Here is a 15,787-nt window from a genome sequence, read left to right as displayed (position 1 = left end):
CCGGCCCACGATTGCTGGCCGTTGCACAACGCCGTTATCGGCGCCTGCTCCAATCTGTTTCAAAGGAGATCTCGATCTCGACGAAGAACGGGATCTTGATCGCGAGCTTCAGGCCGAGTTTGCCCTTGCGGAAAAAGTGGCCGATAACCTTGCCAAGGGAAGAAAGCTTGCGGCCTGTGGCGGCCAGGAATTGTGCGAGGCGTTGCATGGTGGTTTCTCCTTGTCGATTGCGGACATCGCAGGGATCGGCCGCAGGCCGGGACAAGGAGGGTTGCATCGGTACGGCCGCAGCGAAGCGGAGGACTTATCGACACCTGAATTTTGGCGCGCGAGGAGACGCGAAGCGGCGGGGAAAATTCTGATGGCGATGAGTTGCTGCCCGACGACCGGACCGCAACATCCCTGGGGTCGATGGCCTCGCTCGACAAGGACACCGTGCAATGTCTCCGCCTTTCGACACCTTACACAGAGACCACGCCTAGCTGTGTAGTATACCGCCCTCAGAAGGGCGGCTCGGCATCAACGCTTCCGTCCTGCTCTGCCGTGATGATTGCCAACTCCGCTTGAGCCAGGTCCAGCTCGGTCTGGATCTCGCGGCGCTCCGCAGCGTCGCATGCGTTCTTGAGCTCGGCGCGCAGTTCTTCGATGTGCTGTTCGATCGTCATCGTCCCATCTCCTTGAGTTTGTGAAAGATGACCGACGGGTCCGAGGGGGGATCGCGGGGTCAGGGATCGCGCCAGCGACCGGCAGAGCCGGGGAGTGGGGGAGCCGATTTGCGCAAGCAGCCCATGGGCGGGTGGAGTAAATTGGGGGAACCGCTCATCCTTGAGGCCGCGATGCCCGCTTGGTACGATCGCTCATACTGAGCAGCTTCCCCGCTAACCGTATGCCACCAAAAAAGACGGACCTGGCTCGATGCCGGGTCCGTCTTTACTTCTCGGCAGAGGAGAAGGCTCCGCCGATGGCGGAGCCCCGTGATGTCAATCAGTCCCGGTTCGGGCGGGACCAGATGAGCTGGAGACCATCCTCGCCTTCAACTTCGGCGAGTGTTGCGTAGATCGGAGCTGGGAAGCTCGGATCGTCGAGCTTGACCGAGAGGTAGTCGCGGCCCTGTTCGGAGGTTTTCTGCCAGGCGGCACCTAGCTCGACGCTGCCGGCGTAGACGCGGAACTGCGGGCCCTTGTCGGAGGGGTTCTCGACCCGAGCGATGCGGGCCTTGACGTTAAGGGCGAGCGTGCGGATGGAGCCGGTGAAGCCGTTTTCGGTGGAGGTGAATGTGCCTATGGTTGCCATTGTCGTATTCCTTTTCTCGTGTTCGGGCCGCGCCCATCGCGACCTCGATAGCTGTCAAAAGACCGGTGACGATCGGACCGCACCCAATAGGGCCGGAATGAAATGGAGGACGGCAAGTCGCAGATTTGTTAGTGGGCGAGGAGGAGGGCGCAGCCTTCCGGGGTAAGAAATCTGAGCCTTGTCGTTGCGGGAAGACGATCGAGGCGCAGCCGGTCTCCGGTCAGACATGCCTCATCGAGCCCGCAGATGGGTTGCCGGAAACTCTGACGCGAAGGGATATGGCAATGGTGTTCCGCCGCACTCGCCCGGGCACGAATGGCATCTTGCGCCATCCCCCGCTTCGACCGTCGTTGCTTGCTTCAGTCGGGGACACAAGTTCGGGCTAACATTGGCTCGCTTGCCCGATCTCCCCGGTGCGATATTGTTGCACTCGCGAATCGCAGCCTGGAGGATCAATGCCTCAGCAGACCAAGCCGTTCATCATTGAGCGCAAACCGTCCCGTAAACCCAAACCCGACGCTCAAAAACCGTCGATCTGGGGAAGGCTGGATGCTGACATCTCCCAAGGTCTGAAGGACCAACGGGATGAGGATCACGCGGCCGCCACCGGTGGTGACGACCGCGCCTGAACGTCAGGCCGCAGCCTTCAGATCCTCTTGCGGCTGCAAGGAATGCAGGAAACTCACGGCGCGCTGCGCATGGGCCGCAGCCTGGAAGATCGCCCGCTTGTCGTTGGCCAGCACCGATAGCCACGACTGGAGGTAGGACGCATGATCCGGCCGCGGCTCGAGCTCCGGCACGATACCGAGATCGGCGCAGAGGAAGCAACTGCCGAGCTCGGCAATGAGTTCTTCGCGCGCGCGTTCCGTTCGATCCTTCGCATACCGGGACAGATCTCGTCCGACGCGATGTTCCGCCGCCGTCCAGTGAGTCGCCTCATGACTGAGGACGGCCGCATACCCGGCTGCATCGCGGAACGCCTCGAAGGGCGGCATCTGGATGTAATCCATGACCGGTGAATAATAGGCCTGGTTGCCGCAGTGTCGGATGACCGCGCCGGTGTTGCGGAAGAAGAGATCGGCGCTCTCTATTCGCTCGACAGGATCCCGGACCTTGACCGGCAGCGCATAATAGCTGTCAGGCAAACCCTCGATCTGCTCGGTATTGAACACCGAGTATGCCTTCAGGAACGGAATTTGCCGATCGACCTCATTGCCGTTTCCGTCGGCCACCGACTTTGTAAAGCGGCTCGCAAAGACGACCGTCGAGCCCGTTTCGCCCTTCCGTACGGCGCCGCCCAGTTCGAGGGCCTGTTTGAATGTCATCCACATCGAGGAGGAGAACCCCCGCGATACCTGCTCCGACCACAGGAGCAGCACGTTCATGCCGGAATATGGGAGGCCGTTGTGTCGCAGGGGCCGGGAGATCCGACCATCGGTATTGACGGCGCTCCATGGTTTCATCCAGGGACGAACGCCCTGTTCGAGATCTTCAACGATCCGATCGGTGATCCGCGTATAGATGTCGATACGGTCCGATTCCGCTTTCCTCGTCATGACTTCTTTTCCTTTTCTCAGGACCGCGCCTATCGCGGTCCGTCACGGAGGTCCGAAGTCAGGGGCCGATGGTGCGGCCATGCACCGGAACGGCCGTAACAGTGTGGAGGACGGCAAAGCCGTTGCATGGGCGCCCGGCTCCTGCAGGACCGCCGAGCGGGACGGGCCGCAACAGGCGCGCATCCAGCTTTCGTTTTGGACCTGAGAAAAGGCCGGCGCATGCAGGCGCCAGCCAAGGAACAAGAAGGAAGGGGCGGGGTGCGACCCCGCCGTTCGTATTATCCGAATGCGGCCAACTGAGCTTCGGCTGCTTTGCGGTCGAGCGATGCGCCCGGATTTTCGACCGGCCGGTCGAAGGGCTTCCAGGTCTCGCCGATGACCTGTTCATAGGCGGCGACTGCGCCCTCGGCCGCCATGCGCAGCGCGTGCGATTGGACACCCATGTCGGCCGCGAACTCCCGCTTGCGCTGGGCGGCGCTGTCATAGCCAACCGGACCATCGAGATTCTCGTCGCGGGCGTCATTGGACGCCTTGGCCGTTGCGTCGCGCGCCTCTGTGACGGCGCGGGAGTAGAATTGCCCGGCGCCATACGCGGATCCGACAAAGGCCCCGACGATGCGCTGGAGGTGGATCTGCATCGCCTTCTCGCCGAGGCCTTCGGACAGGCTTTCGGCGGTCTCGACGATCAGCCGCTCGTGAAGGCTGCGGATGCCATCGCTATCGACGACTGCCGTGCCGAAGCTTGTCGCGATCTTGGACGCCTGGGTGGCGTCGGGGCAGGAGAGGCGGACCATTTCGAGGGTGGTAGCGCGGCGAGATTGCGAGACCCGTGCGTTGGAGCGATTGGGGATAGAGGGCTTGGCCATGTCTGTTCCTTCCTTGGCTTCCGAAGCGGTTCCGACCCGTGCCGGTCTGCCCTTCGATGCGGACGACCAGGAACCGGCAAGGGACGGGTGGCTTCACAGGTCCGATCCAACTGAGCCAGCAGGGCAGGTTTGCGGACCAGCAGGCCTTGGCCTGAGCAGACCGCGAGCTTGCCCTCGCGCAGAGAGGCTGGATCGGCCGCCCCGCGGCGCGACAGCGGCCTTGAAACGACCGGCCGCCGGTTCAGACCGCAGCGAACAAGAAGAGCAGTCCGGCACGGGTCCGATATCACTCCCGATGCCCAAGAGAAGGCACATGGCAAAGCCCGCAATGCCGATGCCATCGAAGCCGGCAAGCACATCGCCAGCTCACTCGCCTCGGGTCTTCCTATATCGCCGAATGCAGCACAGGCTCGCGGTCGCGATGCTGGAACTGACCGACGACCTGCTCCTGCATTGCCAGCCTGCAGGCGATCGTGTCGAGTTCGACCCAGCGCTCGAAGGCAAAGCGGTCGAAGAGCTCCCGAAGGTAGAGACGGAGACTGGACCGGCGCCGCGGGCGGCTCCGGACCTTCACCGTGGTCACCTGTCTCCCGGCGCGCGCCGCAATCTGACGGGTCGGACAATCGAGATGCCGCTCTGTCTCGTGCCGGGCGCCGATTGCTTTCGCCTGCGGCCTCAAGGGGCGGACGTCAATCATGACCCATCCTCCCGGCTTCGCCAGCCGATGAAGGAGGAGGGGCCATCATACTCAGCGTGGCGAGCGAGATCGATGACGAAGCCGAACCGCCCCCGCCCCGCATATTCGTCGCTTGCCACCAGAAAGCGGCGTTCTTCACCACCGCGGATATGGCCTCCGCCGATCTTCGCCACGACCTCCGTCATGCCGGGGCGATGATCGGACAAGATTGCCGACATAACGATGTAGTCCGCCGCATGGCGTTGATCGAACGCCCAGCGGTCCTTGCCCCAGCTCTCGCCCTCGGCGAGCGTGCGGCCATAGATTTTCTCCCAGACGTCGGGCCAGGTATTGCGGATGGTCTTTTCTGCCATCGACCGCTCGTAAGCGGTGAATAGGTCCGGGAAACTTACCGCAACGATCGCCCATTCGCAGTCCTCTTCATACCAAGGCGTGTCCTTCCGCAGCAGCGGATGGACCTTGGCATTGCGCTCAGTCGACAGATGGAAGCCGCCATGCCCTGATGTCATGTGGGCGACGACGCCCTCTGCGTACACGACCGCCATCTGCGATCCGCCCCATGGTGTGCTGGCCGACATTCGGGTTTGCACGCGGTTCAGCTTGGCCAGATCGCGTTTGTGACCAGCGGTCTCGGCGACGCGTGCACGGAATTCCGCTTCATCCGCCACCCGGCCGTTATGCCCGATGAAATCTGCCCGCGTCAGATCGGCGAGTGGCCGACGGATCGCACCGGCGCTTGCAACAAAAGCAAAGCCGCTGGGTGATGTGATCATGCCAAGGACCAGGTCACCGATGCGGGCCACGGGCAGGCCGTCCGCAGTGGTGGCAAACTCCACCCCCGAATGATCGGGGGTGGGTGGCGTCATGTTCGACTGGAAGGCGGCGGTCATGCTGCAGCCCTCTGATCGAAGTCCTCGTCAAGCTCAGCGTCATCTGGGCGGTCTGCCCCCTGCATGCCTTCCCGTTCCATCTCGTTGTCGATTTCCCCATCCTGGTCCTCAGCGGTACCATCAGCGCGGCCGTCGTCGAGCGACCCGGCGCCGACGACATCTGTGGCAGAGCCTGCCCGGATCCAGTCGAGCAGTTCGTCAGCCGGCGGTGCGAAGCGGCCCGACGGATGGACAAAGTGCTTAGTTGCGAAATGCTCGACGAGCGCTGTACGCGTCTCGCGGACCTTAGGGCGCGGCTGGATCGATGCCTCAGCGCAAGAGGCTTCCAGTGCCTGGCGCGACAAGCACAAGAGGAAATCTTCCGAGCCCATGTTTGGCAGGAACGCGTCGGCGCCGATCGCCTCGCCGGCGATGCGCGCGACCATGCCGCTGTTCGACATGCCACGCCGGCACGAGAGGACGTCGATCAGCACCGAGCGAACCGCAACCCGAAGCGTGTCTTGATCGAAGGCGAGCTTGCCATGCTCGTCAAACAGTCCGACGGCATGACGCGAGAAGCGCTTGCCGCCGTAGAAGGTGCCATCTGCGCCGGAGTCGATGCGGACATTCAGGCCGGCGAACGCCAGGACCATCAGCGCCATCAGCATATCATCCTCGATCGGCGCGCGACCGAGCGCATCGTGCAGGGCATCAGTGCGGAAATCGCCGATCATGTCGTGGCCCTTCTGCGTGACGTCGGGCCGGACTTTCGGCGTGGCGACTGCGTCGGTGTCATCGCCGCCAGTGACCGATCCGTCGCCAACAGCACCCTTCGGGTTCGCCGCCTCGGGGATGCGGTAATGCACCGTCTGGACCTTGCCGTCACGATCGAGGTAGAGCGCCTTATGGTCGGACTTGGACGGCTTGCCGTAGACTTGGGATCCCTTCTTCGGCAGTTCCGGCTGGCCCCAGCTGTTGACCTCGACGATCGCGCCGCGCTTCGGCAGATTGTTCGTCATCCATTCGTGCTGGGCGCCGAGAAAACCTTCGACATTGGTGGTGTAGCGGCCGTCCTCGTCGGCCGGTGCGAAGAGATCCTCCACCCATTCGATGCCGTAGGCCTGAGCCAGATCATCGCCGAAGCTCGCGTCCCTGGCATACATGCGCTTCTTCGTGAGCGCATTCGCAATCTGCCACCATGGCGCCGTGTCGCCCTTCTTGGGCTTGTGCGCTTTCCAGACCTCCTTCTGTTCGACCTGGCCCGCCGCGGCGATCACCCGCAACTGCTGCTCGGACGGCATATCGCCCAGCGCCATCTGCTCCAGCATAGCTGGCAGGACATTGGCAAGCAGGCGCAGCTTGCGGATCTGGCGAACGGGGAGGGCGAGAGCGACGGCGATAGCTTCCTCTGTCCAGCCGAGAGCAACGAGCCGTTCGATACCTCGCCATTGATCGACGGGATTGAGCGCTTCGCGGACGCTGTTCTCGACCATCGAACGCATCGCGCCATTGTCGTTGGCTGCATCAACGACGAGAATTTCGATCTCCTCAAGACCAGCCGCGATGGCGAGGCGGACGCGGCGATGGCCAGCGTCAATGATGTAGCCGTTGCCACCATCCGTCTCCGGGGCGACCACCGGCGGCTGGACGATGCCGACGGCCTTGATCGTGGCCAGCATCAGCGCATCGGCCTGCGGCGACGACTTTGACTGGCGCATCCGGTCGGGGTTTTCCTTCAGAGCGCGCGGGTCAACCTTCATGATCTGCATGGGATTTGTCCTTGTCTAGAGAGTTCCGGACCGGCGCCTTGCCAGCCCTTCCTGTCTTCATTTTTCTCGAAGACACCTCCCGGACCGCCGAACGGCCGGACTGACGCAACTGCGACCGAGCATCCCTGCTGCGAAGGACAAGCGGGGCTGACAGCCCTGCGAAGAACGAGTGGCCGGGATAGCGCAGGCGGCGGTTGAGCGTACGCGTCGGCAGGAGGACCGATCGGCGACCGGTTCTTTCCCTCCTCCTTCTTTTCCGTTTCTCCATTAGAAGTGCTGTCCGCGTACGCCGAGGCGCGAACGACATGAAAAACCTCGACCGGAAACCGAAACGCAAAAGGGCGCTCGACCCGCGAGGGGAGCGCCCTTTAAGATCCCGGACGACGTCGAAAACCACAGCGATTGCAGCGTAAGGACATCATCTGAACGGGAAGTGATGCTCAGATATTGTTGATGGCGGGAAAATTCAAGTCGCGAGCGTGAATACTCGCTGATAAATGTCGCCGCCCTCCAAGAGTGCCAGTCGAGGAAAGATGAGTACCGATCCTGAAGCCCGGAGGGCCATCGCACACCGCGCCATCAATCGCGCGAAGTCGCGTGGTATGCCGATCGACGAGGACCCAATCTTTATGGCTCTGCTGGATGCGTGGATCAGTGGCGACATCGACATGCGTACGATGCGCGAGCGCTATCTCGACAGTTTTTCTCTCAAGGAAGAACAGCACCGTGGTCGTCAGCCTGGCCAAGACGAGATATCTTTGGATGATGATGTGTAAGAAAAAAGGGCCGACGGAGTAAACCGCGGGCCATAAAGTGTGGAGATCTTTGACCTCCAGAGGGGAACAGCTGCTGCGGCGGAACTGGGAGGAGACCGCCATATGCATCAGCTGTAGGCTTTATGCCTGATTTCTGGCCAATCGGAAAACACTTATTGTGCAATGCAGCTATGCGGCCAGCGTGTTGGTCTCATTGCCGAGACCGTCCGCCAGCTGAGTTTCGATGTCACGTAGTTCTCGCCTTTTCTCCTTCAGATCGTCAGCGAACGCGAACGCTCCTCCGTCTCGAGAACGGTAGGAGGCCAGCCGACGCTCGGCCTCTTCCAACCGCCGGCGATACTGAAGCTGCTCCTGCTCGAAGCCGTCGAGTCCGTGCTCCAGCCGTGAGATGGCACCCAGCGGCGTGACCGTGATTGCAAGCTCGATCTCTTGACTTACGCCCGTGCGCTGGAGCAGCGTCCCGTAGCGATAGCCGTCGCCCTTGCCGAACCGCTCACCCTCATAGACCAGATCGAAGCCGCCGATCGTGGCAAGGTGAACCTCGCCCTCATGCTGAAGCTGCAAAAGCGTTAGGATTTCCTTCATCAGCGCCCGACCGGCCTCCTTGCGCTCGGCATGTTCTTTACCGAGAACCGTCATCGTGAAGGCGTCGCCGGTGGTCGACTGCAGCCGCGCGATATCCTGGCCGATTTCGCCAATCCGCCGGGTAGAGACCTCGATTTCGCGTTCTGCATCGCGCATCTGCCGGCGGACGGCGTATTGATCGTCCTCGTGGGCGGCCCGCAGCCGTTCGAGCCGTGCGATATCGGCCTCCAAGCCTGCCTTCCGCATCAACCGCTCATCGCCGGATGCAATCGCCTTGGCCATGGCGAACTGGTTGGCCGCCCCTTCACCAACATCCTCCAGTCGCCTGATCGAGGTGTCTCCCGACAGGGCCGCGGCAATGAACCGGGCTTTGCGCTCATTGTTCTGCCACATGCTGGCATCGAGTGAACCTTCCGTCGCATAGGCGAAGATGTCGACCTCGTCGTGCTGGTTGCCCTGACGGACGATCCGGCCTTCTCGCTGTTCGATCTGCGATGGCAGCCATGGCACATCGAGGTGATGGAGAGCCTTCAGCCGAAGCTGGGCGTTGACCCCCGTGCCCATCGTTTCAGACGAGCCGATCAGGAAACGGACCTTGCCAGCGCGCACGTCACCGAACAGCCGCTGCTTGGCTTCGGTCTTCTTGTATTCCTGCATGAAGGCGATTTGCGATGCCGGCACACCGAGCCGGATCAGCTCGTCGCGAATGAACCGATAGGCCGAGAAGCCTCGGCTCTTCTCCACGTTGATCGTGCCGAGATCGGAAAAGATCATCTGGGCTGCCCCTGGTTGATCGAAGTCTTTGCCGTCGGGGCGTCGATAGATCGCCTCGCCGGTTTCCTTCCAGATCCGGTGGGCATTGCGGACGAGCAGATTGAGCTTGTTATTCTCCTCGTTGTCGGCCGCCGGCATGACGAAGCGCAGGTCGATCGCCGCATGGCGCCCATCGGTGATGACGGACAGCAGGATGTCGTCGCCGGACTTGGCGGGACCCTCGCGCTGCTCGATCGCCTTGATCCGCGCGTCGAGCATCTGCTGATAGGTCTTGAACAGTGCCGTCGGCTTGGCAGTCATGATCTGCCGCCGGCCGGTCGAGATGTTGGGCACCTTCACGTATTGCCGCAGATCGTCAGGCATCACCACATCAGCAAACGAGCGGAACATGGCGATCAGCTCCGGCACGTTGACGAAGGAAGCAAAGCGGCTGACCGGCTTGTATTTTCCCGATGGCTGGATTTCGAGTTCGGTAGTCGTGTCGCCGAAGCACGATGCCCAGGCGTCGAACTCGTGCAGGCCGCGTTCGGCAAGCGCTACATACCCAAGCAGACGCTGGATCGAGAACATTTCTCCGAGCGTATTGGTGATCGGCGTGCCGGAAGCGAGCACCAGTGCGCGGCCGGGGTTCTTCGTCTCGATGTAGCGGGATTTCACATAGAGATCCCAGGCGCGCTGCGAGCCGTTCGGGTCGATGCCCTTCAATGTCGACATGTTGGTAGCAAAGGAGAGCTTGCGGAACTCCTGCGCCTCGTCGACGATGATCTGGTCGATGCCGATTTCCGAGATAGTCAGCAGGTCATCCTTTCTGGTCGCCAGTCCTTCGAGCCGCTCCTGCAAACCTTCCTTCAGCCGCTCAAGGCGCTTGCGCGAAACGCGGTCCTCACTGTCGACCTTGGTCAGCAGATCCTCATAGAGCTGCAACTCGCCCTGGATCATCTCCTGCTCAAAGGCGGACGGCACGGCGATGAACCGGAACGCCGAATGCGTGATGATGATCGCGTCCCAGGTCGCGGTCGCGGCGCGCGAGAGGAAGCGAGCCCGCTTGTCCTTTGTGAAGTTCGTCTCATCCGCCACCAGAATGCGAGCATTCGGATAGAGGCCTAAAAACTCGCGAGCGGCCTGCGCCAGGCAATGGCCGGGCACGACCAGCATGGCCTTGGCGATCAGTCCAAGCCGGCGCTGCTCCATGATGGCCGCCGCCATCGTCATCGTCTTACCGGCGCCGACAGCATGGGCAAGATAGGTCGAGCCATCGGCAATGATCCGCCAGATGCCGCGTTTCTGGTGCCCGTACAAAACAAAGGCGCCAGAGGCGCCGGGAAGTTTCAGGTGGGAGCCGTCGAATTTCCGCGGCGCGATATTGTTGAAGCGATCATTGTAATCGCGGGCCAGCCGGTCGGTGCGATCTGGATCGGTCCAGACCCAGTCCTGAAAAGCCTGCTTGATCCTCTGCAGCTTGTCGCGCGCGGCTTCCGTATCGACTACATTGAGGACCCGGCGCTCACCGTCGGCATCCTTGAAGACGTCGAAAATCTGTGGGACTCGGCTGTTGAGCGCGTCAGACAGCAGGTCGCCGGCGTGGCGGCGGCTCGTTCCCCATTCCGATGTGCCAGCGGCGCTGTAACCGAGCTGCCGTGCCTCCACCGTCCAGGAACCAAGCTCCGGCATATGATGGATGCGGATATCAGCCTCCATCTTTTGCTTGACGAAGGCGACGACATCGGCGGCCGGGATCCAAGGTGCGCCGAGACGGGCTGTGATATCCGAGGGACGCAGATCGGCCGGCTGAACATCTAGAAGCGCGCGGACATTACGCTCATATGACGGGTCGAGCTCTGCGGCAGCCTGCGCGGCGGCGAGCTTTGTGCGGACGGCCCCTGAGAGATATCCGTCTGCCGTCTTCCACGATCCATCGGCCGGATCACGGAAGATGGCCTCGCCCAGCTCGTCGACCACATCAGCAGGATCGCTGTGCAGCAGCTCGGCGACATGGTCGATATCGACGTGGCCTCGTTCATTCAGCACGACGGCGAGCGCATCGGCAGGTGAGGTAATCGTCGGTGCGGCCGGCGGAGCAATCACGCGTTCGGAAAAAATCGGCCCCGGTTTCGCCGTGTCCGTCTCCAGATCGTAGTCCTCGATCGAGGCGACCAGCCAGCAATCGGGATCGTCGCGGAACGGTGCGAGGTTCGGTTGGCGATGCGTTTCCTTGACCTCGCCGGTCTCGGCATCTTCCTGGATCGAGACTGTTGTGTGGTTGATCGGCCCGAAATCGCGCACAAAACTCGACCAGGCGATGCGCAATCGGATTTGGAGATCGCGCCATGGCCGATCGGTTTCCTGCGCCTTCAGGACCTCGCGCACTGCATCGCGAATCGGGATCAGCTTGCTGATGATCCGAACGTGTTTTTCCGGGATTCCATTGCCTGAGCGACCCTTGCGGACGGTGACCGGCACGGCCGATCCGTCGAGCATCTGCATCAGGCCCTTCGACCGGTCGAGGAAGAAGCTGCCCTCGCGAACGGAGCCGCCTCTCGGCTGCAAGGCGACGATCTCGCCGAGTTCGTCCTCCAGATCAATATCGATCGGTGTCGGCTCGCCGTCATAGAGATCAGCCGGCAGAAGCTCGATGGCAGTGGCAAGGGCGGCTTCGAGATCCTCTCCATCGCGTGGGTGGCATGTGTAGGTCTCGCCGAACGGGCCGGAGGTCAGGGCGTGTGTGCCGAGCACGAAGTCCGGATGCCGACCAAACCAGCGATTGACCCTGATGGCGCCTTCTTCGTCGGTGGCCGGCCTGATCTCATCGACATCGAGCCACAGCTGATTTCCCTCCGGCTCTCCGGGCTTGCGCTTGCGGAAGAACAGAATGTCGACGACGACATCCGTGCCGGCGTCACGGCGAAAGCTGCCTTCGGGCAACCGGATTGCCCCGATCAGGTCGGCCGACTTGGCGATATGCTCGCGTGTCGTGGTATCGGCCTTGTCCATGGTGCCATGCGACGTGACGAAGGCGGCAAGCGCACCGGGCTTCAGCAGGTCAATCGACCGGGCGATGAAATAGTCGTGCAAACGAAGGCCAAGCGATCGGTAAGCGCGATCCGAGCGGACGGTGCGGTCGGAGAAGGGCGGATTGCCGATGGCGAGATCGTAGATCGGCGCCAGATCGGTGCGGGCAAAGTCGCCATTGATGATCCGCGCCTTCGGCTGAAGCAGGCAGGCGATGCGAGCGGTGACCGGATCGAGTTCAATCCCGGTCACATAGGCAACGTCGCGATATGGCTCCGGTATCAGGGCCGGGAACAGCCCCGTGCCGATGCCAGGTTCCAGCACCCGGCCGCCGCGCCAGCCCAGTTTCTGGACCCCAGCCCAGATTGCCCTGATGATGAACTCCGGCGTGAAATGCGCATATTGGGTGCAGCGGGCAAGCGACGCGTAGTCGCTCTCGCAAACCGCGGTCTCGAGCGAAGAACCAATATCGTCCCAACCCTGGCGGAAATCGACCTCGCCTGGCCGACGGAACATACCGTTGGCCAGTTCGCCGGCGCCGAAGCCCGTGAAGCGGATCAACTGCGCCTGTTCCTTGGCCGTCGCCGGCCGGTCCTGCTTGGCAATGCCGTTGGCGACAAGGATCGCCGCGACATTGGCGCGAGCGCGATCCCTCCAGGAGGCGGCGAGCCCGCGGTCGCCGTCGAGATAGAAGTTTGCCCGAAGCCTCGCGCGCCGGGCAGGCGTGGCAGCGACGGCGAGGGCGGGTGCAGGTGCTGGCGGCAGGGGATCCGGATCGTCGTCATTGGCGGCATCAGGCGAGAACCCGCCGAACGCTGTCACGCCAAGCCCGAGGCCGGACGAAAGCACGCTCGAGCCGAACATGTCTGATGTAAATGGATCGTTGCTCATGGGAAAGTTCCTTGAAATGAGGGCGTGCGCCATCGCTCGGCCACCGAGAAGACCGCATTCGGCGCGGAGTTTGCGAATGATGATCTGGCTCAGGCGGCCAGCGATGCGGGGAGGTGGCGTAGATGCACCGGCAGCTTGGCCGCGATCTCGTCGTCGGACAGGGTGTCGAGCAACTTCAGGAACGTGCCTTCACTGCCACCGTAGAGCATCACCGTGCGGTGGCCTTGCATCGGCTTCGGCCAGTTGTCGCCGGCGTAACCGCGATAGCCGTCGGTGGTCGTGCTCCAGATGTGCTCAAGCCGTTCTTCGCGGCTCATCGCCCGGACTGGTCGGGTTTCGCGGTCAATAATAGCGATCCGCATCGCCTCCACAGAGTTCGGGTCCGAGAGGTCGCAGTATGTGTGAAAATAGCGGACCGCTTCATCGATCCGGATCGCATAAAACACCGAGGTCACCGAACCGGCCATAAACTCGCGCATCGCAAAGATCGGCCCGCGCATCCAGAGCGGCGGCAGAATATCCAGCATATAGGAGTGGGAGGTTTCATCGATCTCGAACCATTCGCCGGCATAGACGGCAGACTGGTCGCCAGCAAAGCGGTCGGGGCGCATAGCGTGCCTGTCGAACATCCGGAACATGTCGGCACGCTTGGCCGCTCCCTGAAAGATTTTGCGGGGAAGGGCTCTCGAGGTCATCAGCTTGATCCTTTCGGGGTTTAGGACCAAAGGCAGCAATGTCGTTTCGACCTCACTATCCACTTCAGTCCTTCATGACCCCTTCCGCGCTGCCGGCCTCGTGTCCGGCTGGGTCAAGGGCCGGCGCATGCCGGGCGAAGCCTCCCTTGATGCGGCCGGCGCGCATGCGGCAGGCCTCGTTGTTCTTCTCGCTCTTCCTCTCCCATTTTTCCCTCTCTCTGTTTTGGAGAACCTCGTTCCAATCCTCCGCCGGCGGACGTAGCCGCTGCCAGTTGCAACCGGATGCCTCGGCGAGCGCCCGCAATCGTTCTGCATAGACATCGCCTTGGGAATTGGCATCCGTAGCCGCGACCAGTGTCAGTCCCGGCCGCACAGCAAGTTCGGCAAGCGCCGCATCTGTCGCCGGAGACCACCCACCGCCAGTGCTGAGATAGAGAGTTCGCTCGCGCGGACCTTCGAGTGCGGCAAGGCTCATTGCGTCGATCGCGGCCTCGGTAACGCAGAGACGAGAGGCATCGCTTGGTCCAAAGCGGAAGAGAACCTTTGAGCCTCCCGTCGAAAAGCCAAGCCAGTCGGGACCGCGCTCCTCCCAACCGACGACGCGACCCTCGCTATCGACGTGGGCTGCCCACATACTGCCGAAGGGCCCTTCCCGCAGGACACCCTCTCGAATAGCCTGTCGGGCGATGGCCGTCGGGATACAGCGCGCCCAGCACAGATAGCGCCAGGCACCGGATCCGGGCGAAGGCGTGGACCGGCTGCGCCAACGATCGCAAATGTCTTTTATGGGCACTGAAGACCGCGGGGACCTCCATTCCGGCCGGGAGAGTTGAACGCCGACAAGTGACGCGACTGCTTCCGCTGAAGCTCGGAATGGGATCCTTTCCAGGAACATGGCAAGGCCGAAGACGTCGCCTTTCTCATCGCTGAGCGGATCGAACCAGCCGCGTCCGTCATGCGTGACAATGACGATGTTGCCGCCACGCCGGTATTTGACGGCGCGGCGCGTGCTCTCTTTGAGATCGATTTCGTAACCGGCCTGCTCCAGCACGGCTTCGCAACTCACCTTGGCGCGCAGCGCCTCCAACTCTTCTCTCTTCATTGTTTTCCGATCACTTGTCGATCGCCCTTCTTTTCCAATCCGCATACCTGCGGCCATCCTCGTTTCCGCCGCGAAGAATGGAGGGGGCAAGGGCGCGGCAATCAAGGTGCAGATTTGCACCGGCCGCGGCGGAGCTTCCCTTGCGGCCGACAGGTCGCCAGCGGCAGGGACATGCGGGTCTCAATGAGACCCGCGGGGGAAATATTCATGCACGATCTCAAGATCGTCTTCGTCATCGAGTTCGTCGGACGGAAGGACGCCGAATTCGTCGCCAGATTTGAACAGGGTGACGGGAACCATGAGAATGCGGGAAAGCGAAAATGCGTGGCTTTGTGCGAGTGCAAGATCCTGTGCCATGTGAGAAACCTCCGTCCGGAGCAGGCCGATCCCGCTCGATGGCTCCTCAAAGGACCGGGGACGGTCGCGATCACCGCGAAGCCAAAGGCGCAAGCGGCGGCAGCTTGCTAGCCGACCCCGATAGTGGGTTGATCGACGGAGATCCGGACATGGTCCAGGACGCCATCCATAAAGAGCGGGATTGGTTTGCTTCGGCGGGAATTGGGGTATCCGGCACAGATCGTTCACGGAAGCCAGCTCAGCATTTGTTGCCGAGCACCTGTCTGACCAGCCCACCAGTCAACGACGGCCGGCTTTCTCCTGATCGGACAAGGCCTTGAGAACAGCGAAGTCCATCTCAGCGCGTGGCTCTATCCGGGCTATCTCGCTGGCGACTTTCGACCAGTGCCAGAACTCGTCGAGATCACCACTGGACCGGCTATGCAACGCACGGCGCTGTGCTTCGTAGTAGGACCCGGCTGGATCCGAACTTGCGAGAAGCCTGGCATCAGCCTGCCATCGCCGCCGTATTGCCCGGCGATGTGCGAGCCATCGTGTGAGGAAGCGGA

At 62.1% G+C, this 15,787-nt stretch carries 14 protein-coding genes; 2 read left to right on the top strand and 12 right to left on the bottom strand.

Features of this window, described 5'->3' with window-relative positions; genetic code table 11:
- Positions 1–34: 34 nt before the first annotated feature.
- From FS819_RS27245 to FS819_RS27235, 3 genes are all read right to left on the bottom strand, one after another.
- Entirely contained in the window at positions 35–208 is a 174-nt protein-coding gene (locus FS819_RS27245; protein ID WP_174007836.1) for a hypothetical protein, read from the bottom strand.
- A gap of 292 nt (positions 209–500) precedes the next feature.
- Complete coding sequence (locus FS819_RS27240) at positions 501–665, bottom strand: hypothetical protein (protein WP_165906880.1); 165 nt, start codon at positions 663–665, stop codon at positions 501–503.
- 319 nt (positions 666–984) lie between these two features.
- Positions 985–1,293, bottom strand: a complete 309-nt coding sequence (locus FS819_RS27235; RefSeq protein ID WP_018326263.1) for a DUF736 domain-containing protein — start codon at positions 1,291–1,293, stop codon at positions 985–987.
- A gap of 455 nt (positions 1,294–1,748) precedes the next feature.
- On the opposite strand from FS819_RS27235, the gene FS819_RS27230 reads away from it, so the two are divergent.
- Positions 1,749–1,922: a hypothetical protein gene (locus FS819_RS27230; RefSeq protein ID WP_197433299.1), complete on the top strand. Its 174-nt coding sequence runs from the start codon at positions 1,749–1,751 to the stop codon at positions 1,920–1,922.
- A 3-nt stretch (positions 1,923–1,925) separates the two neighbouring features.
- Here FS819_RS27230 and FS819_RS27225 read toward each other — a convergent pair whose 3' ends face one another.
- The 5 genes from FS819_RS27225 to FS819_RS27205 form a co-directional block, all read right to left on the bottom strand.
- Positions 1,926–2,849, bottom strand: coding sequence for an ArdC family protein (locus FS819_RS27225; RefSeq protein ID WP_070149934.1), 924 nt, complete (start codon positions 2,847–2,849; stop codon positions 1,926–1,928).
- A gap of 278 nt (positions 2,850–3,127) precedes the next feature.
- Positions 3,128–3,715, bottom strand: coding sequence for a hypothetical protein (locus tag FS819_RS27220; protein ID WP_070167294.1), 588 nt, complete (start codon positions 3,713–3,715; stop codon positions 3,128–3,130).
- 385 nt (positions 3,716–4,100) lie between these two features.
- Positions 4,101–4,412 carry a hypothetical protein gene (locus tag FS819_RS27215; protein WP_070149931.1) on the bottom strand — a complete coding sequence of 104 codons (312 nt, stop codon included), beginning with the start codon at positions 4,410–4,412 and terminating at the stop codon, positions 4,101–4,103.
- Positions 4,409–5,302 (bottom strand): DUF7007 domain-containing protein, encoded by an 894-nt coding sequence (locus tag FS819_RS27210; RefSeq protein ID WP_070149930.1) that lies wholly within the window; start codon positions 5,300–5,302, stop codon positions 4,409–4,411. The genes FS819_RS27215 and FS819_RS27210 overlap by 4 nt, the downstream gene beginning before the upstream one ends.
- Complete coding sequence (locus FS819_RS27205; RefSeq protein WP_070149929.1) at positions 5,299–7,050, bottom strand: ParB/RepB/Spo0J family partition protein; 1,752 nt, start codon at positions 7,048–7,050, stop codon at positions 5,299–5,301. Before FS819_RS27205 ends, FS819_RS27210 begins: the two co-directional genes overlap by 4 nt.
- A gap of 533 nt (positions 7,051–7,583) precedes the next feature.
- Here FS819_RS27205 and FS819_RS27200 point away from each other — a divergent pair.
- Complete coding sequence (locus FS819_RS27200) at positions 7,584–7,826, top strand: hypothetical protein (RefSeq protein ID WP_070149928.1); 243 nt, start codon at positions 7,584–7,586, stop codon at positions 7,824–7,826.
- 168 nt (positions 7,827–7,994) lie between these two features.
- On the opposite strand, the gene FS819_RS27195 is transcribed toward FS819_RS27200, so the two are convergent.
- From FS819_RS27195 to FS819_RS27180, 4 genes are all read right to left on the bottom strand, one after another.
- Positions 7,995–13,085, bottom strand: a complete 5,091-nt coding sequence (locus tag FS819_RS27195) for a helicase-like domain-containing protein (RefSeq protein WP_156538739.1) — start codon at positions 13,083–13,085, stop codon at positions 7,995–7,997.
- Between the two features lie 89 nt (positions 13,086–13,174).
- Entirely contained in the window at positions 13,175–13,780 is a 606-nt protein-coding gene (locus FS819_RS27190; protein WP_070167315.1) for a DUF1419 domain-containing protein, read from the bottom strand.
- A 64-nt stretch (positions 13,781–13,844) separates the two neighbouring features.
- Positions 13,845–14,882: a DUF3991 and toprim domain-containing protein gene (locus FS819_RS27185; protein WP_070167292.1), complete on the bottom strand. Its 1,038-nt coding sequence runs from the start codon at positions 14,880–14,882 to the stop codon at positions 13,845–13,847.
- Between the two features lie 180 nt (positions 14,883–15,062).
- Positions 15,063–15,239 carry a hypothetical protein gene (locus FS819_RS27180; protein ID WP_018326273.1) on the bottom strand — a complete coding sequence of 59 codons (177 nt, stop codon included), beginning with the start codon at positions 15,237–15,239 and terminating at the stop codon, positions 15,063–15,065.
- Between the last annotated feature and the right edge of the window lie 548 nt (positions 15,240–15,787).

Source organism: Allorhizobium sp. Av2, from assembly GCF_021462805.2.
Lineage (GTDB): Bacteria > Pseudomonadota > Alphaproteobacteria > Rhizobiales > Rhizobiaceae > Allorhizobium > Allorhizobium vitis_G.
Note: the sequence above shows the minus strand (reverse complement) of the source record. Positions and strands in the feature narration are given on the sequence as shown.